Source organism: Streptomyces sp. NPDC002958 (genome assembly GCF_055563255.1).
In genome coordinates this window covers 75,249-97,838 of the sequence record NZ_JBVHDS010000009.1, presented here as the reverse complement: position 1 = coordinate 97,838, position 22,590 = coordinate 75,249, and the positions used below count along the sequence as shown (strand labels likewise).

General features: G+C 69.3%; 20 protein-coding genes. 8 read left to right on the top strand and 12 right to left on the bottom strand.

From position 1 onward, the window contains the following. Positions 1–20: 20 nt before the first annotated feature. From ACZ3IC_RS18070 to ACZ3IC_RS18060, 3 genes are all read right to left on the bottom strand, one after another. Positions 21–2,378, bottom strand: coding sequence for a hypothetical protein (locus tag ACZ3IC_RS18070; RefSeq protein ID WP_467417325.1), 2,358 nt, complete (start codon positions 2,376–2,378; stop codon positions 21–23). Positions 2,379–2,403: 25 nt separating this feature from the next. Beyond that, positions 2,404–2,835: a hypothetical protein gene (locus ACZ3IC_RS18065; protein ID WP_467417573.1), complete on the bottom strand. Its 432-nt coding sequence runs from the start codon at positions 2,833–2,835 to the stop codon at positions 2,404–2,406. 222 nt (positions 2,836–3,057) lie between these two features. Beyond that, positions 3,058–3,273 (bottom strand): hypothetical protein, encoded by a 216-nt coding sequence (locus ACZ3IC_RS18060; RefSeq protein ID WP_467417323.1) that lies wholly within the window; start codon positions 3,271–3,273, stop codon positions 3,058–3,060. A gap of 147 nt (positions 3,274–3,420) precedes the next feature. On the opposite strand from ACZ3IC_RS18060, the gene ACZ3IC_RS18055 reads away from it, so the two are divergent. Next, the gene (locus tag ACZ3IC_RS18055) at positions 3,421–7,119 is read left to right on the top strand and encodes a S8 family serine peptidase (protein ID WP_467417322.1); all 3,699 of its coding nucleotides are present in this window, start codon (positions 3,421–3,423) and stop codon (positions 7,117–7,119) included. Positions 7,120–7,295: 176 nt separating this feature from the next. Here ACZ3IC_RS18055 and ACZ3IC_RS18050 read toward each other — a convergent pair whose 3' ends face one another. Genes ACZ3IC_RS18050 through ACZ3IC_RS18040 form a run of 3 tightly spaced genes read right to left on the bottom strand, consistent with a single transcriptional unit; the run spans position 7,296 to position 8,894 of the window. Next, entirely contained in the window at positions 7,296–7,865 is a 570-nt protein-coding gene (locus tag ACZ3IC_RS18050) for an AAA family ATPase (RefSeq protein ID WP_467417321.1), read from the bottom strand. 7 nt (positions 7,866–7,872) lie between these two features. Then, positions 7,873–8,121, bottom strand: coding sequence for a DUF397 domain-containing protein (locus tag ACZ3IC_RS18045; protein ID WP_467417319.1), 249 nt, complete (start codon positions 8,119–8,121; stop codon positions 7,873–7,875). Then, positions 8,118–8,894 (bottom strand): helix-turn-helix domain-containing protein, encoded by a 777-nt coding sequence (locus tag ACZ3IC_RS18040; RefSeq protein ID WP_467417318.1) that lies wholly within the window; start codon positions 8,892–8,894, stop codon positions 8,118–8,120. Before ACZ3IC_RS18040 ends, ACZ3IC_RS18045 begins: the two co-directional genes overlap by 4 nt. A gap of 126 nt (positions 8,895–9,020) precedes the next feature. Here ACZ3IC_RS18040 and ACZ3IC_RS18035 point away from each other — a divergent pair, with 126 nt between their 5' ends. The 7 genes from ACZ3IC_RS18035 (at position 9,021) to ACZ3IC_RS18005 (ending at position 13,573) form a co-directional block, all read left to right on the top strand. After that, positions 9,021–9,428 (top strand): hypothetical protein, encoded by a 408-nt coding sequence (locus tag ACZ3IC_RS18035; RefSeq protein WP_467417316.1) that lies wholly within the window; start codon positions 9,021–9,023, stop codon positions 9,426–9,428. A 77-nt stretch (positions 9,429–9,505) separates the two neighbouring features. Further along, complete coding sequence (locus ACZ3IC_RS18030; RefSeq protein ID WP_467417315.1) at positions 9,506–9,688, top strand: hypothetical protein; 183 nt, start codon at positions 9,506–9,508, stop codon at positions 9,686–9,688. Between the two features lie 327 nt (positions 9,689–10,015). Next, positions 10,016–10,549, top strand: a complete 534-nt coding sequence (locus ACZ3IC_RS18025; RefSeq protein WP_467417313.1) for a sigma-70 family RNA polymerase sigma factor — start codon at positions 10,016–10,018, stop codon at positions 10,547–10,549. Continuing rightward, positions 10,546–11,208: an anti-sigma factor family protein gene (locus ACZ3IC_RS18020; protein WP_467417312.1), complete on the top strand. Its 663-nt coding sequence runs from the start codon at positions 10,546–10,548 to the stop codon at positions 11,206–11,208. The genes ACZ3IC_RS18025 and ACZ3IC_RS18020 overlap by 4 nt, the downstream gene beginning before the upstream one ends. A 96-nt stretch (positions 11,209–11,304) precedes the next feature. Next, positions 11,305–11,988 carry a COG4315 family predicted lipoprotein gene (locus tag ACZ3IC_RS18015; RefSeq protein ID WP_467417310.1) on the top strand — a complete coding sequence of 228 codons (684 nt, stop codon included), beginning with the start codon at positions 11,305–11,307 and terminating at the stop codon, positions 11,986–11,988. 65 nt (positions 11,989–12,053) lie between these two features. Next, the gene (locus ACZ3IC_RS18010; RefSeq protein WP_467417309.1) at positions 12,054–12,665 is read left to right on the top strand and encodes a class F sortase; all 612 of its coding nucleotides are present in this window, start codon (positions 12,054–12,056) and stop codon (positions 12,663–12,665) included. Continuing rightward, a complete protein-coding gene (locus tag ACZ3IC_RS18005; protein ID WP_467417307.1) occupies positions 12,662–13,573 on the top strand; it encodes a hypothetical protein in 912 nt (303 codons plus the stop codon). The genes ACZ3IC_RS18010 and ACZ3IC_RS18005 overlap by 4 nt, the downstream gene beginning before the upstream one ends. 170 nt (positions 13,574–13,743) lie before the next feature. Here the strand turns inward: ACZ3IC_RS18005 and mycP are convergent, their stop codons facing one another. The 6 genes from mycP to ACZ3IC_RS17975 all read right to left on the bottom strand — a co-directional run bounded on the left by mycP (position 13,744) and on the right by ACZ3IC_RS17975 (position 22,475). Beyond that, positions 13,744–15,111 carry a type VII secretion-associated serine protease mycosin gene (gene mycP, locus ACZ3IC_RS18000; RefSeq protein ID WP_467417306.1) on the bottom strand — a complete coding sequence of 456 codons (1,368 nt, stop codon included), beginning with the start codon at positions 15,109–15,111 and terminating at the stop codon, positions 13,744–13,746. A 29-nt stretch (positions 15,112–15,140) separates the two neighbouring features. After that, complete coding sequence (locus tag ACZ3IC_RS17995; RefSeq protein ID WP_467417305.1) at positions 15,141–16,550, bottom strand: WXG100 family type VII secretion target; 1,410 nt, start codon at positions 16,548–16,550, stop codon at positions 15,141–15,143. Positions 16,551–16,610: 60 nt separating this feature from the next. Next, positions 16,611–17,147 carry a hypothetical protein gene (locus ACZ3IC_RS17990; protein WP_467417303.1) on the bottom strand — a complete coding sequence of 179 codons (537 nt, stop codon included), beginning with the start codon at positions 17,145–17,147 and terminating at the stop codon, positions 16,611–16,613. 134 nt (positions 17,148–17,281) lie between these two features. Then, positions 17,282–19,618 (bottom strand): xanthine dehydrogenase family protein molybdopterin-binding subunit, encoded by a 2,337-nt coding sequence (locus ACZ3IC_RS17985; protein WP_467417301.1) that lies wholly within the window; start codon positions 19,616–19,618, stop codon positions 17,282–17,284. Then, the gene (locus tag ACZ3IC_RS17980; protein ID WP_467417300.1) at positions 19,615–21,582 is read right to left on the bottom strand and encodes a (2Fe-2S)-binding protein; all 1,968 of its coding nucleotides are present in this window, start codon (positions 21,580–21,582) and stop codon (positions 19,615–19,617) included. The genes ACZ3IC_RS17985 and ACZ3IC_RS17980 overlap by 4 nt, the downstream gene beginning before the upstream one ends. Continuing rightward, positions 21,579–22,475: an FAD binding domain-containing protein gene (locus ACZ3IC_RS17975; RefSeq protein WP_451263906.1), complete on the bottom strand. Its 897-nt coding sequence runs from the start codon at positions 22,473–22,475 to the stop codon at positions 21,579–21,581. The genes ACZ3IC_RS17980 and ACZ3IC_RS17975 overlap by 4 nt, the downstream gene beginning before the upstream one ends. Positions 22,476–22,590: the final 115 nt, after the last annotated feature.

Genomic DNA, 22,590 nt, shown 5'->3' with positions numbered 1-22,590 from the left:
GTCCTGCACCATGCCCGGCGTCAGTCCCCGGTCTCGGGATCACTGCCCTGCTGCTGCGCACGGGCGTTCCCGACCCCGTATCCGACCAGCATCGACTCCCTCAGATCCTCACGGAATTTTTTGTCGGCATCAGAATCAGTCATATGCCGATCCAAGAAGTTCTCCATGGGCGACTCAGCCATGGACTCGCCACCCTTGTACACCTTGGTCTTCTCGTCCCGGCTGAGTTGCTCCATCTTTTCCTTGTGCTCATCCACAGAATTGTCGGACAGATCCCCGATGAACTGGCCGACGACTTTTTCCATGAGTCCGCTGCCCGCATCAGTACCCAACCCGATGAGTGTCGCCGCCACCCCCGCGGCTGCGACCTGCGGCAGAAAAGCGACCCCTGCGGCAACGCCCACGCCGGCTCCGAACTGGATCCAGCCGGACCGTTTATTCACGGCCTTCTCGTAATCCTCGTGCATCTTCACGTTCGTTGCCGCGACCTGATCGGCACGGGACTGGTCGAGCATGCCCTGCACTTCCGCGCCCGTGCGCACCACTGCCCGTGCGTCCCCCTCGTGGATCTTGCCGTCGGGACCCACTTGGTGCTCCAGCATGTTGGAGCTGTAGATCTGCTCGGCAATAGAGACGGTCGCGTATGCGTCCGGGTGCTGACCCAGAGTGCTGAGAAATTGACGGGCGATGGATCTACTCTCTTCACCACTGATATTGGAAAAGTTGAGCTGCCCCTCCGGGTTCTTGCTCGGAGCGAAAATGCTGTCCCCTTCGCCCTTGTCAAGCAACCAGTTGATGTCATCGATATACCCGGCACCCATGACCCCAAGGCTGTCGGCCATCGCCTCCTGCTTTTTGAGCAGGCCTGCATCCGCGCCGTACTTCTCCATGACGTCCCGCATGACCTGGGCGTTGTCCGCGTCCCGCACGGCGCTGGCATTCGGACTGTCGTACGGATACCCGAGGGTCGCTGACTCCAGTGCATGCCCGAGCGCGTCCGGCATGTAGCCGCGCGACCTCTCCATCTCCTTCGGTGTGTGTTCGTCGACATCCCCGAAGTTCTGCCACTTCTCGTTGCCAAAGAAGTCGAGATAGTTGTCGATCTCCTGGCCGTCCTTGCCCTTGCCCAGGTCCGCCGTCGCCCCCTTGTTGACCGTGCCGTCCTCGTTGTACGCGGTCGGCGGGTCGGAAAAGAAGCGCTTCGACGCCTCCGGGCTGTGCCCCAGCGCCTCCAGCATGGAGACGGTCGGGTCGAAACCGGAACCGTTCACCCCGGACGGATTGAAGGGGTTCTTGCCAGGGATGGTCGTTATACTGTTTCCCCGGAACATGTCCGGGTTCTTCTGGTGCAGCTGCGCCACATGCTCGGCTATCGGGTTGAGGAACTTCGCGTCGTAGTTCCCGTACCGCATGATCCCACCGAGCAGCTGGTAGCCGAACGGTCCGTTGTAGTCGTTCTTGGCCAGCGGGATGCGCTCCGTGCCGAGCTTGCGCAGTTCGGGTCCCCACTCGGCGGTGAAGTTCTTGTCGTGGGACGCGGTGGCCAGGTTGAGACCCAGGTTCTTCTGGAGGGCCTGGACGTCCTTGAGCCGCTCCTTGTCGACCTTTCTGTACTCGTACGTATCCGTCGAGAGCTGTCCAAAGAGCACGAGCGACTTCTCCGGGCCCAGCTTCTCGTAGAAGTTCTTCGCGAACTCCTGCGACTTGCCGTTGTCGTGGAGCAGTTCGTTGAGCGTCTGGAGCTCGGTGTGCGTGATGTCGCGGCCCTTGGCAGCAAGTGCGGCGGCGCGGGCCGCCTCCTCCTGATCCAGGTTCTTGTACTTCGGAGCCTTGAAGTCGTGGCCCTCGGTGACGTTGGCCTCAAGGGCGTTCTTGAAGGCGACATCGGTGTCGTTGCAGTTGTCGACGATGAGGTCGATCTTCTTCTGCCATGCCTCGATCGCCTTCTTCTGCTGGTCCAGCATTTCGAAGTAGTCGGGATCTCGGTTTGGCGAGATGCCGGATTTTTCCATCGGGTGCCGAGCTGTAACCTTTCCCTTGGCGTCGACATGGATGCCGGCCGCGGGCCCCTCGTCGTCGCGGATGCTGATCAGGTCGTCCTTGGCCTTCTTGATGGCCGTGTGGGCGTCTTCAAGGATCTGCTTGACGCCCCTGGCCTCGGCTGCGGCGTCCTTGAACTCATTCGCCGTCTTGCCGATAAACCCCTTGGTGACACCCGCGTTGGCGCCCTCCCACTCGGCCTTGTCCGCCTTAGCCTTCATGCCGTCCTGGGCATCCTCGGCCAGTCGGCTTAGCTGGGTGACCATATCCGCCCAGTCGTCGGCTGCCATCTTCAGCTTGACCACGGGCGCGTCGACTATGTCCTCGAACTTCAGCATGTCCCTGTTCCCCCCCCCCCACGTACTACATGTATTCGCTGAGCTTGGAAACAGAAGTAAGATCGCCACCGATCTTTACATCGTCCTTCGCATGGACGGACTTGGTGTAGTCGAGATGGTTTGAAATCTGCGCGCAGGCATCAAGAAGGGTCTTCATGTGCGTGTTCCACCGGTCGTGCACCTTCAACAGCGCGGAACCGCTGGAGAAGTTGCCATTGGTGAGCGCGATCGCCGCGTCGAAGGTCGCGGGTCGGGCGCGGTTTCCCTCCTTGGAAAGCCGGGTGAGCAGATTGTACGCATCGTTTCCAATAGCACCCAGATCGTCCTGATTGACCACCAGATCGGGTTTACTGGAACCGTCTTGACCGCTGGCGCTGCCATTGACACCGTTGAGTCGCATACCGACTCGTTGAATCGATTCCGCACGTAGCGCCGCCCACTCTGCGTCAAACGTCACGAATTCCGCCCGCATTCACATCCAAGTACCGCCGAAAGGTCAGTTCGGCATTCAGTGATCGCCCACGCTACCCGCTCGACTTCCCTGCGGGAGCCGGAGTGAGGGCTTCTCCCCACAACTTCTTCGCACATGGAGCGCAACGCTTCGAACCGCCCCCTCGCTGTTCCTCACACACGGCACGGCGTCCGAGCCGCACAGCCCGTAAGCTGCCCCCGCCCCGCCTCAGCCCGATGCGACGGCACCGTCCACGCGAGCCCGCCCCAGCCCCGCGAGTACCATGTCGACCGTCTGCTCCACGCTCTGCCCGGTCGTGACCGGCCAGAGCCCGATCCGCGGCGTGTCACCCCGCAGCACCCGGTCCAACGCCTCGACCGTCCCGTAACCGCTCCCGGCCCCGATCCGCGCGCCGCCCGACTCGTTACGACGCCTGACCGGCACATCGCTGCCAACATGGCTTCACAGAATGGCGGTTGACCGCCAGGTCATATAGTCGCCACGCGCGACAGGCTTCAACTCCCGGACCACGGACCAGACTTATTGCGGCGCCCGGAACCACCCTTTCCCCGGGCGTTTGAGGAGTGCGTCGTGATAAGACCTTCCGCAGGAGGAAGGGCCGCCCTGCTCGCCGCAGGGCTCTCCCTGGTGCTGCTCTCAGCAGGGCAGACCGCCGCCGCGCCCGACACCACCCCGGACACCGCATCCGCACCGGCCACCTTCACCGGGGCGCAGGGCGCGAGCACCACCGTCACCCTCATCACCGGTGACCGCGTCACCCTCACCGACCTCGGCGGCGGCCAGAAGACCGTCACCGTCGACCGGGCCGAGGGCGCCACCGGGGCCGTCCACAACCAGACCGTGGACGGCAGGATCACCGTCATACCCGACGAGGCCCGCCCCTACCTGCAGTCCGGTGTCCTCGACCGGCGGCTCTTCGACGTCACCGGCCTCGTCGAGCAGGGCATCACCGGCGACCTGCCGCTCATCGTGACGCACGGCAAGGGCGCCCGCACCGCCACCGCCGCCCCGCGCGGCACCAAAACCGTCCGGGCCCTGCCCAGCATCAGTGGCGCGGCCGTACGAGCCACCGAACCAGCCGCCTTCTGGCGCGAGTTCACCGCCTCCGCCCGCCCCGGCGCCCGCTCGGCCGGTGCCATGAAGGTCTGGCTCGACGCCCGGGTCAAGGCCGATATGGCCGACTCCAACGCTCAGATCGGCACCCCCAAGGCCTGGGAGGCCGGCCTGACCGGCAAGGGTGTCAAGGTCGCCGTGCTCGACTCCGGCGCCGACCTCTCCCACCCCGACCTCGACGGACGGGTCGCCGAGAGCCGGTCCTTCATCGAGGGTCAGGAGGTCGCCGACCGCGACGGTCACGGCACCCATGTCGTCTCCACCGTCGGCGGCAGCGGCGCGGGCTCCGAGGGCAAGGAGAAGGGCGTCGCCCCCGGCGCGACCCTCGCCGTCGGCAAGGTCCTCAGCGACCAGGGCACCGGCACCGAGTCGCAGGTCATCGCCGGCATGGAGTGGGCCGCGAAGGACATCGACGCGAAGATCGTCTCGATGAGCCTCGGCTCCAGCGAGGCCAGCGACGGCACCGACCCCTTGGCCCAGGCGGTGAACACCCTCTCCGCCGAGACCGGCGCCCTCTTCGTCATCGCCGCCGGCAACTACGGCGCCCCGGGCTCCATCGGCTCACCCGGCGCCGCCGACGCCGCGCTCACCGTCGGCGCCGTCGACTCCGCCGACCGTGCCGCCGCCTTCTCCAGCCAGGGCCCCCGCTACGGCGACCAGGCCCTCAAGCCCGACATCTCCGCCCCCGGTGTCGACATTCTCGCCGCCCGCTCCCAGCTCGTCAGCGGCAGCGGCCTCTACACCTCCAAGAGCGGTACGTCGATGGCGACCCCGCATGTCGCGGGCGTCGCCGCGCTCCTCGCCGAACAGCACCCCGACTGGACCGGCGCCCAGCTCAAGAACGCCCTCATGTCCAGCTCCAAGACGCTCAACGCGTCCTCGTACGCCCTCGGCGCGGGCCGGGTCGACGTGGCTGCCGCGATCTCCGCGAACGTCACTGCCACCGGCTCCGCCGACCTGGGCTTCTACTCCTGGCCGTACGAGTCGAACAAGCCCGTCACGAAGACCGTCACGTACACCAACTCCTCCGACGCGCCCGTCGAGCTGAACCTGGCCGTCGAGGGCATGCCGCAGGGCACCACCGCCCTCGCCGACAGCACCCTCACCGTCCCGGCCCACGGCACCGCGCAGACCACCGTCACCGGCGACGGCACCAAGGCCCCCGTAGGCACCAGCTCCGGCCGCATCACCGCCACCTCCGGCGGCACGCCCGTCACGCACACCGCGCTCGGCCTGGTCAAGGAGGAGGAGCGCTACACCCTCACCGTCCACGTCAAGGACCGCGACGGCGCCCCCACCCCCGCCTGGCTCTGGGCGAAGCAGCTGGCCGCGAAGCAAGAAGCGTTCGGGGCGGCCGTAGGCGAGTCCGGCACCGTCGAACTGCGCCTGAAGCCCGGCACGTACACCGTCCACACCCTCCTCGACGTCCGCGGCTCGCACGGCAAGGACTCCCTCGGCCTCGGCTTCCTCGCCGATCCGGAGATCGTCCTCGACCGCGACCGCGAGATCACCCTCGACGGGCGCCAACTGCGTGAGATACGCGCCGAGGTCAGCAAGCGCACCGAGACCCGGCAGCTCCTGATGGAGTATGACCGCAAGGCCAACGGGGCCTCCTTCGGCGACGTCGAAATGGTCCCCGCGAAGTACGACTCGATCTTCGCCGCGCCCACCACCAAGCCCGCCACCGGCACCTTCGAGTACCGAACGGTCTGGCGGCTCGGCAAGCCGATACTCGAGGCCGCCGCGGGCGGCGTCCGGCTCTCCAACGCCACCCCGCAGCGCGGCGCCACCGTCCTCGACGGCCGTCACCGTCTCGGCGTCGTCGACGCGGGCACCGGCACCGCCGCGGAGTACGCCGACAAGGACGTCACCGGCAAGGCGGTCCTGGTCCGCCGCACCGAGGGCGCCGACCCCACGCAGCTCGCCCAGACCGCCCAGGACGCGGGCGCCAAGGCCCTGTTCGTCACCGACGACAAGCCCGGCCGGCTCATGGCGTGGTTCGGCACCGCCGACCGCGAGGACCGGCCGCTCGCCGTCGCCACCGTGAACGCGGCCGACGCCGCCACGATCGCGTCCGCCGCGGCCCGCGGGAGGACACTCGACCTGACGGGCACCCCCTTCACCCCGTACACCTACGACCTCTCCGAGGGGCACCCCGGCGCCATCGGCACGGACCTCGTCTTCCGGCCCGACGGGGACGAACTCGCCACGATCCACTCGAAGTTCCACATGCCGACGGCCAAGAAGGAGCTCGGCGGCGAGTTCCGCTACTCGCTCACCGACACCTTCCCGTACGGCTTCGGCTACAAGGAGTGGATCGTCTACCCGACCGAGCGCACCGAGTACGTCTCCACCGGCACCGGCCAGCGCTGGCACGAGGCCATCAACCTGGGGGAGCAGCGGCTCTCGATGGAGCAGCGCGGCGGCATCTCGTCCTACCGGGGCGGCAGCGAGGTCGAGCTGGATTGGTTCAAGCCGGTCTGGCACCCGTGGCTCGGCACCGGCATCGGCTGGGGTCAGCGGCGCTCCGGCAAACAACTGGAGTTCAACATGTTCGGCTGGGGCGACTCCGGACCGGACCACTCCGGCTGGGGCGACGTGTACAACGACCGGACGATGAGCCAGTACACCGAGGTGTACGTCAACGGCGAGCAGGTCTCCCGCAGGGTAAGTTCCGGCGGCTACGTCTGGGACGCCCCCGCAGAGGAGGCCACCTACAAGGTCGTCACCGACACCGCGCTCGACCCGGCGCGCTGGCGGCTCGGCACCAAGGGCCACTCGGAGTGGACCTTCCGCTCCAAGGAGACCCCAGCCGACCGGTGGACCTTCCTGCCGCTGATCAACCTCGGCTTCGACCTCGACACCGACCTCGTCGGCGACGTCCGCGGCGGCAGCCGGGTGCCCGTACGGATCTACGCCGAGTACGTGAAGGGTGCGCCGGACACCGGTGTCCTCGGCGGCGGCTCCCTGGAGGTCTCCTACGACGAGGGGGCAACCTGGACGAACGTCGCGCTGAGCTCGTCAAGCGGCGCCTCCTGGAACGGTGAGCTGCGCGTCCCGAGCGGCGCGAAGTTCGTCTCGCTGCGGGCGGGCGCGAGCGACGACCGGGGCGGCTCGGTGAAGCAGGAACTCATCCGCGCGGTGGGCGTGCGCTAACCAGCACGCGCATGACGCGCAGTTAGACCAGGTCCTGGGGCGCGGCCGGAGCTGTCCGGCCGTCCCCGGGACCTGGTCCGCTCGCATCGCGGCCTCGCACGTATGGACGCAGCCCGCGAGTGACTCGTATGGCCCGCCTGCCTCGCTATACGCCCGCAAGCTGCCCCCGCCCCGCCTCAGCCCGATGCGACGGCACCGTCCACCCGTGCCCGCCCCAGCCCCGCGAGCACCGTGTCGACCGTCTGCTCCACGCTCTGCCCGGTCGTGTCCAGCCAGAGCCCGATGCGCGGCGTCTCACCCCGCAGCACCCGGTCCAACGACTCGACCGTCCACCCGGCCCCGTAACCGCTCTTGCTCCGCCCGGCCTCCCGCTCGGCAACGGCTTGCGGCTCGGGGGCGAGCACGACGACGTACAGCGGCCGGGTCCGTACGAGGCCGACATACGCGGCCAGTTCCTCCCCGAGCACCACGTCCTGCACCACGGCGGTCCAGCCCTCACCCGCGTACGCATCGGCCGTCATCGCCGACAACCGGTACCGGAGCCGGAGTTGGGCGACCGCCTCCTCGTACGCCCCCGGCACCATCTCGGCCCGCCCGGACACCACCATCCGCCGGAAGACGTCCCCGCGCACATGCACCGACCGCGGCAACCGCTCGGCAAGAGCCTGGGCGACGGTGGACTTCCCGGAGGCCATCACGCCGGTGAGGAGGACGACGGCGGGGCCGGGGTCAACGGCTCGCGACACGTGCACGTCAGCCCGCGACGGCAGCCGCCAGAAAGGCGGTCCAGGCGGCCGGGGCGACGGCGAAGGTGGGACCGTCGGTGACCTTCGAGTCGCGGACATGGACGGTGTGGGGGCAGGCCGCCACCTCCACGCACGCCTCGCCCTCATTGTTGCTGTAGCTGGACTTGCGCCAGTCGTAGGCGACTTCGACGCAGGCACCACCCTCGTTGTTGCTATAGCTGGACTTGAACCAGGAGAGCTCGGGCCCGGTGGTCACAGTTGCCTCGCCTTCGTTTCGATGATCTCCGCCGACTTCCAGGGATTGAGCGCCTGAGCGCGCAGGATGCCGAAGAGGTCGAACGTGTCCCCCACCTGCTCCGGCCTGGCGATCAACCTACCGCCGCCCTGGCTCTCCGCGAACACCAGATTGCGGCCTTCCGCTGTGCACATCAACTGCATCGGCCCGTTCAATCCCGCGTGGGTGTGCTGATCCGAGGGCATCACCTGCACCGTGAGGTGGTTCATCCGCCGCATGCACTCCAGCAGATGCAGCAGCTGCTCCTTAAGCACTTCCGCGCCGCCGAGCGTCCGGTCCAGGATCGACTCCTCGATGACGAACCCGACGTACGGCGGCGGTGTGCGCGTCAGCACCGCCTGCCGTTCCAGTCGCGCCTCGACGTGCCGGACGATCTCGTCCTCGGTGTACGCGGGTTTGCGTGCCCGGTACAGGGCGTACGCGTACGCCTCCGTCTGGAGCAGCCCCGGGATCAGCATCGTCTCGTACGCGCTGATGACCCGCGCCTGCCGCTCCAGCCGCGCCCAGTCCAGGAACTTCGCCGGGTACTTCTCCTCGTCGACCAGCTCGATGCACGCCTTCAGCGCACCGCCCGCGTCAAAGACCCGGTCCGCGTCGGCCAGCAGTTCCAGCGACGGAATGCGCTCCGCCCGCTCGACCGCGCCCATCAGCGACTCCGAGATCAACAGCTTGTCCGCCGCGTCCTTCTGCGTGAGCCCGGCCCGCACCCGATGGATACGGATCAGGTCCCCCACAAGCCTCCGCACCTGCGACGGCTCACCACTACTCGTCCCCACAGCCACCACCACCCTCTCCACATCCCGTCGATGTGGACCGCGTCCTCCTGGTCACGCTACGCAGCCGTCGGGATGCTTGGGGTCATGACGAGCAAGAAGCACCCCGAATGGGTTCCCACCGCCGGGCTCCAACTCCACCTGACCGGCATTTACTTCGACGCCATCCGGCTGCGGGGCGTACGGGGCGAGGCAGTACTGCACCACCTCGGCACCCTCACCGAGGGCGAACCGGGCCCGGTCGTACGGGAGATCGCGGGTGGCCGGTGGATGTACTTCCTGATCCCGCCCGGGTCGAGCAAGGAGTACGACTGGCCACCGGGCGCCCGGTGCTTCGGGCCGGCCGCCCGCGACCAGTACGTGGGCATCCCCGCCCCCGACGGCAACACGTACCCGCTGAGCTGGCGGTGCGGGGCGCCGAAGGAAGGGGAGTTCGTGGACGTGGAGCTGCTGTACGGGCTGGTGATGGCACAGTTGGTGCCGGGGGAAGGGTGAGGCGGGCGGGGATGGCGGCGCGTCCAGACCGAGTGCGGTTTGATCAGCACCGCCCCCAACGGGTTCGCCTGCGACTGATGGGCGACGGACTGCTGCCCGAGCTGACCCAGCACCTGACGCAGGCCGCCCTGGAGGCCGGGATGGCGACCGAGGCGGAGGCCGAGACGGACGAGCACCTGCCGCCGAGGCCGACCGGGCCGGCGGGCGCGGATCGCGCTCGGGCGGCAACGTGCGCAAGGGCTTACGGGCCGGAGCCGTGACGTGGTGGACCGGGGTGGAGATAACACCACTCTCCGTCACCACTTCCCCACCCTGTGCATGAATCTCGCCAGCGCGTCCTGTAGATGCCTCAGCGGCGAGGACCGACCCCCTCTCGCCTGGCGTCAGTGCTTGCGCGCCCCCGGCTCGGCGAGACAGCGAAGGGCAACAGCGGTGTCAGAAGTAGGGTCAAAAGAAATCCGTTTCCGGTTGAACCATGCGTCCGGGCACATCGTTCCAGGTGCTGAGCAAGGTAAATGCCGCGACCCGGGAGTCGACATGCACAGGAACCCACCCCGCCAGCAGACAGCGGCCACTGTGGCAACCCGTTGACCGAGGCGACCCGCAGCGTCGACGCGCTCCAGCAGGAGTTCGGCCCTGTGGTGCGCGCGTACCTCAATTCCCGTTGGCGGGACAGGCACCAGGCCGAGGACATGTTCCAGGAGACCTTCCTGCGGGCTTGGCGCTCGGGCGCTCCCGAACCCGGCGGTCCGTACACGCCTGCCCAGATCCGGTCCTGGCTGTTCACCATCGCGCGCAGCGTGCTCGTCGACCACCACCGGGCCGAGAGCCGGCGACCCGCAGTGCCCCGGGGTCACGAGGAGCTGGTCGCCCTCAGCGACGCGACGAGGCTGCCGGTAGCGGAGACCGACCGGCTCGCGGACGTCTGGTCCGTGCGCGCGGCACTCGACCAGCTCACCCCATCCCATCGAGAGGTAGTTGTGGATCTTTACTACCACGGACGCACCGTGGCGGAGACCGCTGAACGCATCGGTATCCCTGAGGGGACCGTCAAGTCCCGTGCCTACTACGGCGCCCGTGCCCTGCGTGCCGCCCTGCAGGACCAGGGGCTCGTACCGTGAGAGCATCCGACCCGGATGACCCGCGACTGCGTCCGTCGTCCGAACACTCCCAGGTCAGCGGCTTGCTCGGGGCGTACGTACTCGGCGGGCTCAGCGCCCGTGACCAGGCCCGTACCGACGCCCACCTGCTGGCCTGCGACGAGTGCAGCCGTGCCTGCGACGCACTGTTCGACGTCCCCGAGGCCCTGGCCGCGGGCGGCCCGCAGGTACTTCCGGACCGAGTCGAGCCCGTGTCGCCTGCGGCACGGCCGAGGAGGTGGCGGCTGGCCATGGCCGGGGTCGCCCTGGCCGCCTGCGCCGCAGGTGTCGGCTTCACCTTCGGTGCCGTCACGTACGGAGACAGCGCGCCGCCGCAGGCCGCCGCCGTACGCGACATATCTCTCGGCGGAGCCCCCGGCCAGGTCACCGGCAGCGCCGAGCTGGCTTCCCGGCCCTGGGGCACCGAGGTGCGCCTCTCTCTGCACGATCTTCCGCCGCACGAGCGCGTGACGCTCGTGACCGAGAACCGTGACGGCCACAAGGAAGTGGCAGCGGCCTGGGTCAGCCCCGAGAACGGCAAGGTCGACATCACCGGCGCGACGGGCATCAAGGCCCAGGACATCGCCCGCATCAGCATTCTCGACGACGAGCAGCAAGACCTGACACAGCATCACGTCTAGCTGCCGCGGCTCCTTTACTTCTCCCCTCCGGTACGGCGGTTCGGTCCAGACCTGCCGACCCTCGCACAGCAGAACAACACCAACAGGAGTGACAGCATGATCAGCAAGCGCCTCGCGACCACGACGGCGGCCGCCTTCCTTCTCGTCGGCCTCGGCGCGCCCAGCGCGTTCGCGCTCACCGAGTCCACCGAGACCGGCGAAGTCAAACTGATCGACACCCCGTACGGCGAGGCGCTCGCCGACTCGGACGGCAACGCGCTCTACGTCTGGGAGAAGGACTCCGCGGGCACCTCCGCCTGCAAGGACGAGAAGTGCGTGACCACCTGGCCGGCCGCACTCGCGGACGACAAGCAGGAGGCGGACAGCGCTGTGACCGGTGAGCTCGGACACATCGACTCCGCGCAGGCCCCGACCAAGGGCAAGCAGCAGCTCACCATCAACGACCAGCCGCTGTACTACTTCTCCAAGGACGCCGCGGCCGGCGATGCCAAGGGGCACGGCCTCGCCCCGGGCGGTGCCGGGACCACCTGGTACCTCGTCGGCACCGACGGCGAGCGTCTGCCCACCAAGGCTTCCACGGGCGGTGCGGGCTCCGACTCCGGCAAGGACAACGGTGCCGGACAGACCGCCGACAAGCCCAAGGGTGGCGTTGACGCCGGCGCCGAGGGTGTCTCGGACAACAACACCTCCCTCATCGCCGTAGGCGGCGGTGTCGCCGCCCTCGGTGCCGCGGCCCTCGGCTACTCCGTCATCAGGCGTCGCCGCGGCTCCGCCGCCTGATGACCGGGAGGCACGCATGCCGGCGGGGCGTCGCGGGCTCGCGTCCGCGGCGCCCCGCCGGCGCCGTGGCGGGCGCGAGCTCGCTTGCCCTCGGGATCGGCATCGCTGTGTACGGCGGCCTGGGCGCCCCGGCCGACGACACGGGCACGCATATCCCGGTGGCAGCCTCCCGGCAGGACACCTCCCCCTCGGCGTCCACGCTCGCTGCCGTACCCCCGCTTACCCGGTCCGAGCCGGTCCGGGTCCGCATACCGTCCGCGGGCGTGGACACGGGGCCGCTGCTGCCACTCGGCCTGCGCAGCGACGGAAGCGTGCAGGTGCCCTCTGTCGCCCAGGCGGACCGCATGGGCTGGTACACCGGAGCAGTCACTCCGGGGGAGCGTGGGCCGGCCGTGCTCATCGGCCACTTCGACACCGTCGAGGGCCCCGCCGTGCTGCGCGACATTTCCCACACACGCCCCGGGGACAAAATCCTGGTCGACCGGGCGGACGGCACGCAAGCCGAGTTCACCGTCCGGGAGCTGCAACAGGTCCCCAAGGACCACTTTCCCACCGAGCGGGTCTACGGCGACACCAGCACGGCCGCTCTGCGCGTCGTCACCTGCGGCGGCTCCCTCACCGACGGCCACAGGCCCGACAACATCATCGTCTACGCGGAATTGACCCGAACCACATGACTTCCCAGCACGTACGTCCGTCCCGCACACGCGCCGCCCGCTGTGCCTGCGCCGCCGCACTGGCCTCTGCCACCCTGCTGCTGAGCGCGTGCTCGTCGAGCTCGTCGACCGACGGCTCATCCGCGGAGGCCACGCCGAGCGCTGCCTCCGCCTCCCCCGGTGCCGCCCACACGACCCTCCTCGCGCAGACCCCGGACTCGTTGAACGTACCGCGCGGGGGCCGACTGGCCGTCCCCGTGACCTTCGGGTGGAAGGGAGAGCGCCCAGCGGCGGGGGCCGAGCTCAGAATGACCGCGAAGAACGGATTCACCTGGGCGGCCGTCGCCAGCAAGGGCACGCGCGTGAACGCGTCGACGGTGAGCATCACCTACGACGACCTGCCCAAGTCCGGTAAGACCAAGGCTCGTTTGCAAGCCCCCGACGGCGCATGGGACGCCTCGAAGCCCGCGCTGAGCGTCGAACTGGTCGAGAAGGGCGCGGCCGACGGTGCCGCCTCGGGCGACAGCGTCAGCGCGACCAAGGCCGTGGAAAAGGAGGCCGACGTGGACCTGTTCATGTTCCCGCCGCCCCACGCCTCGAAGCCGGACGCCGATGGAGTGGTCACGTACGACTTCGACTACGGCAACCAAGGCTCGCAGCCCGCCAAGGGGACGATCCGGCTGGAGCCATTCCCGGGATACGCGGTGCACTGGCAGCCCAAGGAGTGCGCCACGCCCGCCAAGGACGGAACCGTCACCTGCGATCTCGGGGACATCCCGGCGCAGGCCACCTTCACTTTCAAGGTCAAGGTCCCCAAGGGAGCCACCGGCATCCCGGAGGCCGTGCGGTACAGCATCCAGCCAGACGGCTCGACAGATGCCGATCCTCTCAACAACGACGGCATCCGGTTCGTCGAGATCAACCGCTGACGCATGGACAACGTGGGGCGGACCGGCTCCTTAGCCCGGTCTGCCCCATCCCGTCGTGGCCGAGGCGCCGACCAGCAGCAGTGCCATCGCGGCCGGAAGGACCACCTGGTGCCACTTCCTTCGCCCGATACTGAAGGGCATGCCTCTCTCACGGGCGTGGCGGAACGGGTTCACCTGGTGGGGCCGCCCTGGTTCGGAGCGCCACCATACGGCGAGTCGGCTCCTGGGCCGCCCGGCGGCGGAACGTAGGGCGCGTACGGCGGCTGCTGATAGGCGTACGGCGGCTGATGCGGCGGCGTGGCCGGGTCCGCAGCCTGCCGTCGGCGGGAGCGGATGACGACGAAGGTCACCACGGCACCGGCAAGAGCGGCCACGAGGATGCCCAGGGCGATCCAAAGTGCGGTGTTGGTGCTCTGGTCGTCGGCCGCCGGACGCGCAGCAGCGGGCTTGTCAGTGTTCTCTGAACTTCCGGTCGCCTTAGAAGGCTTGGCGGAGGGGCTGGGGCTCTCGGCCGCCGCGAGGTCGGGGAGGGGGTACTCGTCGGCGGGGCCGGGGTCTCCCGGGGTCTTCAGGGCGATGCGGGGGCGAACGATCCCGTAGCCGATGTAGTCCGTACGCTCGTCGCCACTGATCGGGCCGCCGGCCGTGTTGAGCATGACGCGCAGGACTTGGTTGTTCGTCCAGTCGGGGTGCTTGGACCAGATCAAGGCGGCGGATGCGGAGGCGATGGCGGTGGCATCGCTGGTACCGCTGCTCTTGCACAGCTGAGTACCCCCACTGCAGGTGTGGACCATGTCCACGCCCGGGGCGGACAGATCGACCTGTGGACCATACTGAGAGGACTTGGACCTCTTAAGGTCCTTCCCGACCGCCCCCACGCCGACGACGCCAGGAGTTCCGGCCGGGTACTCGATCGCGTTTCCCTCGTCAGCGCTGTTCCCTGCGGCTGCGAAAACGAGCGATCCCTTGCCCAGGGCGTACTTCACGGCATCCGTGAGACGCTGCGATCCCACATTGTTACCGAGAGAGATATTAATTACTTTGGCGCCGTTGTCAGCCGCAAAACGAATCCCTGCAGACACGTCGTCGTTGAAATTTTCATCCCCTGTCGCACCATTGACTTTTCCGAAGTTATCCCTCACGCGAATGGGGAGAATTTTGCTCGAAGGCGCTAGCCCAAAGGCACCGTCCCCGCCGCCGGAATCGCCCGTCCCGGCGATGAGGCCAGCCATCCCGGTCCCGTGATTGTCGTAATCGGTGTGCTCATCGCCCGGAGAGTCCGCCGCCAGGTCTTTCCCTTTGAGTACACGCCCTCGGAGATCAGGGGTTGACGCATCGACACCTGAATCAATAACGGCGACGGTAACGTTTTCTCCCGTACTCGACGCCCACATCCGGTCGGCCTGCATCACGTCCAGATGCCACTGCCTCGCACGAACAGAATCCGCGGACACAGGGCTAGCGCCCACCAGTAGCGACGCCGCTACCGCGGATACGACGGTTCCACGACGGATGACCGCTGCACTGCTGGTACGCATCCAATTCCCTCTGTCTGTTTTCTTGCTGCTCAGTCGATCACTGGTGGGACAACCCGTCGGCTGCCCTGCTGCCACGTCTCTTCGTCCTCGACGAGATAGTCCAGCCGCTCACGTTCGTCACGGCGCGGCTCCCCGGCACGCTGAGGGGTTGACGCTCCGCCGCGCCCCATCTGACCACCCGCGCCCCGCACCAGACCGGTGCCTCCAGGAGTGAACGGGCGTGCAGATGTCCGCCCTGGCTGCTGTGGACGGCCTCCCACCATGCCCCCGGTCTCCCCGGCAAGTCGGCGGCCACCCACGATTCCGCTCTGGCCACCGCTCCCGAATCCGCTCATTCCCGCGCCGCGCCCCATCGCTCCACGGTCGGCGTGTGTGCCCTCGCCACCGATCACGGTGCCACGAGGAAGACCTCCCCCAGGCCGCCCGGACGTCTGCGCGGCCGGACGGCCACCGACGATCCCGGCGTCTCGGGACGGGCGACCGACCGGGCTCACGCCCGTATTCCCGTTAGCCGGAGGCATCGGTGGACGGGGGATCCCAGTCGTCCTCCCGCCGACGTTCGTCGGCTGAGGCCTTCCACCAATGACGGGCGGCAGAACAGCAGGCGTAGCGAGGAATGCATCGGGCTTGCTCGGCCCGGGAGTTACGGACGGACCCAGCACAGGATTTGACGGAGCCGTCGTCGGCAGCGTCTTAACACTGTCGATCTCCATGTCCACCGGCGGCCGCACCACGCTGGCGACCGGTGCCGTCACGCTCGCGTACGTGGACGACGGCGTTGTCACGCCGCCCACCGCTCCGTGACCGCCTACAGACGTCGAGGAGCTTCCAGCATGGGCACCGGCGACTCCCCCCGCCGACCCCCCGCCCGAGATGCGTTCGTTGGTGTCGCTCCGCTTGGCCTGTGTGTCCTCCGGCGCGATCACCTGCGGCGGCGGCGGAAACTCGGGCTTCTCCAGCTTGCCGAAGCCCTCGACCGACTGGGAGTACGCCTGGGAAAGCTTCCTCATCTCCGCAGCCGCCGCCTCCCGCTCCTCGGTCAGCTTCCGCACCAGAGCCGTGGCATCCGGATCGTTGTGGTTCTGGAGAGCAGCCTTCATCGTCGCCTCCGGATCCCCCTGGGGACGCGGTGTCGCCGCCTTGGCCAGGGCGATCGCGTCAGCCGCGTGGCTCAGCTGCGTCGATGCCCCGTTGCTGTAGAGACCGAGACGCAGCGTCGCGTTGGCCAGGTCCGCGCTCCAGGTACGGAACGACTCCGCACCCTGCCCCTTCCATTCCACGATCTGCGGACGGATCTTCAGTTCCTCACCGATCTTGTCGATCTCCGTCGCCGCGCTCGCCAAGCGGTCGGCCACAGCTTTGACGGCCTCGCTGTTGGCTTGGTCCAGCCACGCAACCAACTGCACGTGGGACATGCCCTCGAACGATGTCGTGCTCATCCCGCTCCCCCGTTCATACCAGCGTTCATACCAGCGATCGCCAGGCAATCTTCATCGCCATCACGCGGCTCCGGTCTCCTCCGTCGGCGAAGGCTGGGGAGTCGTCGCCGGCTGCCCACCGTCCTGCTTGCCCTCGTTCGGAATCGGGTTGTACTCACCCTCATAGTGCTTCTCCGCGCCCGACTTGATGGCGAGCATGCGGTCGCGGATGTCGTCGTCAAGGTTCTCGTAGCCCTTGTGCGCTGCCAGGACCGCGATGCCCAAACCTTCTATGGAATCCGACAGCAACGTCGAGAGGGTTTCCAGCTCCGTGACGATTTTCTGGTACGCGGTGTGCAGGCCGGATGCCTCTGCCCACGCGGGGTCGCCGAACTGGGTCGCACCGATGGCGACTTCGCCCATTTTCTTCGAGTCTGCCGGGGATGCTTTGAGATCCCGGAGGAGTTCGTCGACGCGTTCACGGAACTTCGTGAACGACGACAGTTCGGTGACCAGATCGCCCACCGCGTTCTGGGCCACCGCGCCAATCGCGCCCATGCCGCCCAGGACACCCAATGAATACGCCGAAGACTTGGCCCCCGGATCGCTCTGTCCCACAGCCATCTCCCCCCGTTCAGCAACAGCCGATTGACGCTTCGGCTTCAGCCTCGGGTTTCACCTTAGCCAGCAGCGGTGACAGTGTGCATCTCCGGGTTGCAGGTGCAACCCGGATCACACCATCCGTGCACGGTTCAGGAGTTGGGGGCCGCCACCGCCGCCTGGGGCCTTATGGGGAGACGGTTGATCGGGCGGCCGGTGGCCGCTCGCACGGCTGCGGCCACCGCTGCCGGGGACGTCACCACGGGCACTGCTGACGCGGCCTTGGCGCCGAAGGGGGCCACCACGTCGCGTTCCTCGATGAGTTTGACGATGCGAATGTCCGGTGCGTCCAGGGCCGTCGGCAGTGCGTAGCCGGTGAGGTCGGGGTGGCGGATCAGGCCGTGGGCGCTGCGGAGGTTCTCGGTGAGGGCGGCGCCGATGCCCTGGGTGATGCCCGCCTCGATACGGGTCGCCAGCTGGGACGGGTTGAGGACCCGGCCGACGTCCTGGGCGACCGCCATCTCCACGACCCGTACGGAGCCGAGTTCGATGTCGACGTCCACCACCGCGCGGATCGCGCAGAAGGCGAGACCGACGAAGGCGTCGCCCTGGCCCGACTCGTCCAGGGGTTCGGTCGGGTGGGGACGGCACTGGGCGGTGGCCCAGAGTTCGTTGCCGTCCATCGCTTCCGTGACCGTCGTGGACAGCACCCCGTCGTACGAGGTGATCTTGCCGCCGGCGATCTGCAGCAGCTCCGTGGACATGCCGAACTTGTGGGCCAGGGGCTGGAGAAGCTGGGTGCGGACCATCTTGGCGGCGCGTTCCACCGCTCCCGCCGAGACCCAGGTGTGCCGGCCGTGCGTCGCCGGGCCGGCCGGGGGCTGGTCGGTGTCGATGGACGCTACGTGGACCTCTTCGATGCCCAGGGTCTCCTGGACCACCTGGCGGGCGAGGGTGGAGAAGCCCTGACCCGTTTCGACCGCGGCGCAGATGACCGTCGCGATGCCGTCGTGGACCCTGACCGTGGCCGTGGAGACCTCGTCGGCGCCCTCCGCCCCGAGCATGTGAACCATGCCGAGCGCATAGCCGACCCCTCGGCGCACCGCACCGGGCTCGCCCGCGCCCTCCGGGCCGCCGGGGAGCAGCCAGTCGTCCTCCGGGGCGTCCTTGGGGAGGGCGGGGAGAGGGAAGTCACGTACGGATTGCAGGAGTTCGGCCACCGGTGCCGGGCAGGTCACCGTCTGGCCGGTGGGGAGGATGTCGCCGGTGGCAAGGGCGTTGCGCAGGCGCAGTTCGGCCGGGTCGATGCCGAGCTTGGCGGCCAGCTTGTCCATCTGGCCCTCGTATGCCGCGCAGACCTGCATCGCGCCCTCGCCGCGCACGTGGCCGGACGGCGGGTTGTTCGTACGGACAGCCCAGCCCTCGATGAAGGCGTGCGGGATGACGTACGGGCCGCAGGCGAACGCGACCGCCGCGGCCAGCGACTCGGACGAGGCGTCGGCGTACGCGCCCGCGTCGAGCAGGATCTGCGCCTCGACCTTCACGAGCCGGCCCTCGGCGTCCGCGTGGTGGCGGTAGCGCAGCAGCGTCGGGTGGCGGTGGGCGTGGCCGAGGAAGGACTCCTCGCGGGTGGCGGCCAGTTTGACCGGGCAGCCGGTGCGCAGCGCGAGCAGCCCGAGCGGGAGCTGGAAGCCGGGGTCCTCGCGGTCGCCGGTCGCGCCGGGTACGCCGGTGACGACGACCTTCACCCGGTCCGGTTCGAGGCCGAAGCAGGCGGCGGCGAGATCGCGGTCGGTGTGCGGGTCCGTGGAGGCGGTGTAGATCTCCACGCCGCCGTCGGGGCGGGGTACGGCGAGTCCGGCCTCGGCGCCGATCGGGGCCGGGTCCTGACGGCCGATGCGGTACAGGCCCTCGACGATGACCTCGCCGGAGACCTCCGGGTCTCCGTAGCGCAGCGGGATGTGACGGATCAGATTGCCGTCGGGGTGCAGCGGTTCGGCGGCGAAGGCCTTCTCCGGGTCGGTGACCGGTTCGAGGACCTCGTACTCGACGGCGATGGCCGCGGCGGCCAGACGGGCCGTGTCGGGGTGGTCGGCCGCGACTGCGGCGATCGGCTCGCCGTGGTGGCGGACCAGGTCGGAGGCGAAGACCGGGCGGTCCACGATCCTGCGCCCGTACGCGCCCTCCCCGGGAACGTCCTCGTGCGTGACGACGGCCCGTACCCCCGGCATCTCGACGGCGGCCGAGGTGTCGATGGACAGGATGCGGGCGTGCGGGTGCGGGGAGCGGAGTACGGCCGCCCACAGCAGGCCCTCGGCCCAGAGGTCGGCGGCGTACGGGAAGGTGCCCTCGGTCTTGGCCCGCGCGTCGGCGGGCGGGAGGGAGACGCCGAGGCCCAGCGCGGGCGGCTCGGTGTCGGGCCCCTCGGCCGACGGGGTGGTGATCCGTGTGCTGGTCGCGTTGGCAGCGGTGGCTGCGTCGTTGCTCACGCCATGCCTCCGTCCTGCGGGTGCGGCTGAACACTACCGGTGGCCCCCGGAGACGTGTCTGGCGTGGGCCGGGGGCGTGGGGGGTTGCTGTCGGCGTGGGGCTTCCACACCGCACCTGCACCGGGGGCCGCCTGGTGCGGGATGCGGGCCTCGTCGGGCTCCGGGGACGAGGAGTCCGACGAGGCGGCGGGGGCGGTGATCGCCTCGCGGCCTGCGATGACCTCGTTCACGGCATCGAGGACGCCTCGGTAGCCGGAGCAGCGGCAGAGGTTGCCGCAGAGCGCCTGGCGCGTCTCCAGTTCGCTGGGGGCGTGGTTGCCCTCCAGGAGGTCGTGGACGGTCATGGCCATGCCGGGGATGCAGAAGCCGCACTGGACGGCGCCGCACTTGGCGAGGGCGCGCTGGACGTCGGACGGCTCGCCGTCCACGGCCAGGCCCTCGACCGTACGGACCTCGCTGCCGGCCGCGGTTGCCGCGGGGACCAGGCAGGAGGCGACCAGACGGCCGTCCACCTGGACGTTGCAGGCACCGCACTCGCCCTGCGAGCAGCCGTCCTTAGCACCGGCGAGGCCGAGGCGCTCGCGGAGCACGTAGAGGAGCGACTCGCCGATCCAGGCGTCGGTGACGGGGCGGTCGGCGCCGTTCACATGCAGGACGTAGGAGGCGGCGGGGTGCTCGCTGGGGAGATCGAGAGGTTGGGCGTCCTCGGGCTGGGCGTCGTGAAGTTGGGCGTCCTGGGGTTGGGCGTCGTGAAGTTGGGCGTCCTGGGGCTGGGCTGCGAGCGGTGGGCCTTCGAGCGGGGCATTCAGGGGAAGTGCATCGGGGGGCGTGTCCGGCGTCGTGTCCGGTGTCGTGTCCGGCTCGGGGGCGGGTGCCGCCGTGTCGGCCGACGGCTCCGCCGGGTGGTGCTCGGGCGTGGCCTCCACCGGGTGCCCGGCCGGGGTGTCGGCCAAATCGGAGGGGGCGGAGGTGTCGGAGGCCGGAACCTGTGTGAGGTCCACTCCGAGAGCGGGGGTGTCTGCGACAGCAGGTACGAGCCTGTCCTCGGCAGTCACCGTGTCCGGCACTGCCTCCGGGGCCTGGAGGGTGTCTTCGTACGTCACGGAGGGCGTCGCAGAGGACGTCACGGAGGGCGCCGCGAAGGGCGTCACGGGCTCCGCCACTGGCGCGAAATCGGCTTCCGGCGCGCGCTCCGGCTCGATGTCCGCGCCGAGTGCCGGCTCCACCACGAGCTCGGGGTCGGGGCCCGGGACCGGCTGCGTCGCCCACGGTGCGGGCGCACCGCCCGGCAGCGTGGCCGGCGGGGTCCGGTCCGCGTACCACTGGGCGGCCAGAGCCGAGGCCGCGAACTCGCCGGACTCCTCCGGGAGGTCACCGTCGGCGACCGGGATCGTCCACTGGCCGGTGTGGCCGACGGAGCCCGCGGGGCCGGACTGAACGCTGTGATCGGTGTGCCCAGCCGGACTGCCGTGGTCGGCAAAGTCGGCAGGGTCGGCATGGTCGGCGGGACTGCCGAACTCGGTCGACTCCGTGAAGTTCCACTGGCCCGTCGCGGCCGAGGTCTCCCGGTACTGCTCCTGCTGCGGGTACTCGTACTCGTACTGCGGCTGCTGGTTCGGGTTCGGGTTCGGGTTCGGGTTCGGCCAGTGCACCGCGCCGGGGGTCGGCTGCTCAGCCTCCGTACCCCGCTCCTGTCGACTCCGGTCCTGGCTCTGCGTCTGCTCGATCCAGCCGCCCATGGTCGCCGGATCGAGCCCGGCCGCGGGTGTCAGCGGCAGGATCATCGGCGGTACATAGCCCTGACCGGGCGCGGCCAGCGGGATGTTCGCCAGGTCCTCCGGCGGCAGGTGGACGAAGGCGGTCGCCTCGGCGTCGAACTCGCCGCCCTGCGGCGTCGGCTGCCAGCCCCCGTGCTGCGGCTGCTCCCGCTGCCCGTACTGATCGTTGTGGTCCTCGTTGCTCACGACAGTGCCCTCCCCAGCGCGCGTCGGGCCAGTGCGGCGACGGTCCGCCGCAGATGCAGTACGGCGGGGGGCAGCGGTGGCGCCTCTCCCCCGTCGGCGGGCGGTGCCTGGTCCGGGATGCAGGCCGCGGCCACGTACTCGCCGAAGGCGGCCAGCGCGTCGGGCGCCAAGCCCCGTTCGCCGTCCCAGTCGATCAGTGAGGCGATCCAGCGTTCGGCCTCCAGCGGCCGAAGCGGCATCGGCGCGATGGCGCCGACCGCGCAGCGCACCCCGCGCCGGGCCGGGTCGAGGACGATCGCGACGGATGCGGTGGCGCGGCCGGGTCCGGTGCGGCCGGTGGCCTTCAGGAAGACCTGGGGGGCGTGCAGCAGCGGTACCCGGACGAAGCCGATCAGTTCGGCGGGTTCGAGCATGTCGCGGCCGGCCAGCAGGTGCGAGACCGGGATCTCGCGGCGGGCGCCGTCCGGGCCCGCGATGACGAGCTCGGCCTCCAGAGCGGCGAGCACCGGCAGGGCGTCACCGGTCGGGGCGGCGGTGGCGATGTTGCCGCCGAGCGTTCCGGCGTTACGGATCTGGGGCGGGCCCGCGGCGCGCGCGGACGCGGCCAGGGCGGGGATGAGGGCGGCGAAGTCGGGCCGCCCCATGCGTGCGTGGGTGAGTCCGGCGCCGAGCAGGGCGTGGCCGTCCTGGTAGTGCCAGCCTCGGAGCTCGCTGATCCGGCCGAGTCCGACCAGCCCCGAGGGGCGCAGCAGCCCCTTGTTGACGGCCGACATCAGGTCTGTACCGCCTGCCACAGGAACGGCGGCAGGCATGGCGCCGAGTGCCGCCACAGCCTCGTCGAGCGAGGCCGGCAGCGTCACGGACTGCGTCGCCTGCGGTGCGTGCGTGGTCAACCCAGCTGCCCCTTCCCGGTGTCCCGGCTGTCCGGCTTGTTTCGCCGTACGGTACGTGCTCAAAGCCCGGACGTGGCAACTCTGGCACATCTTCCGACCGGACCGACGCGAGGGT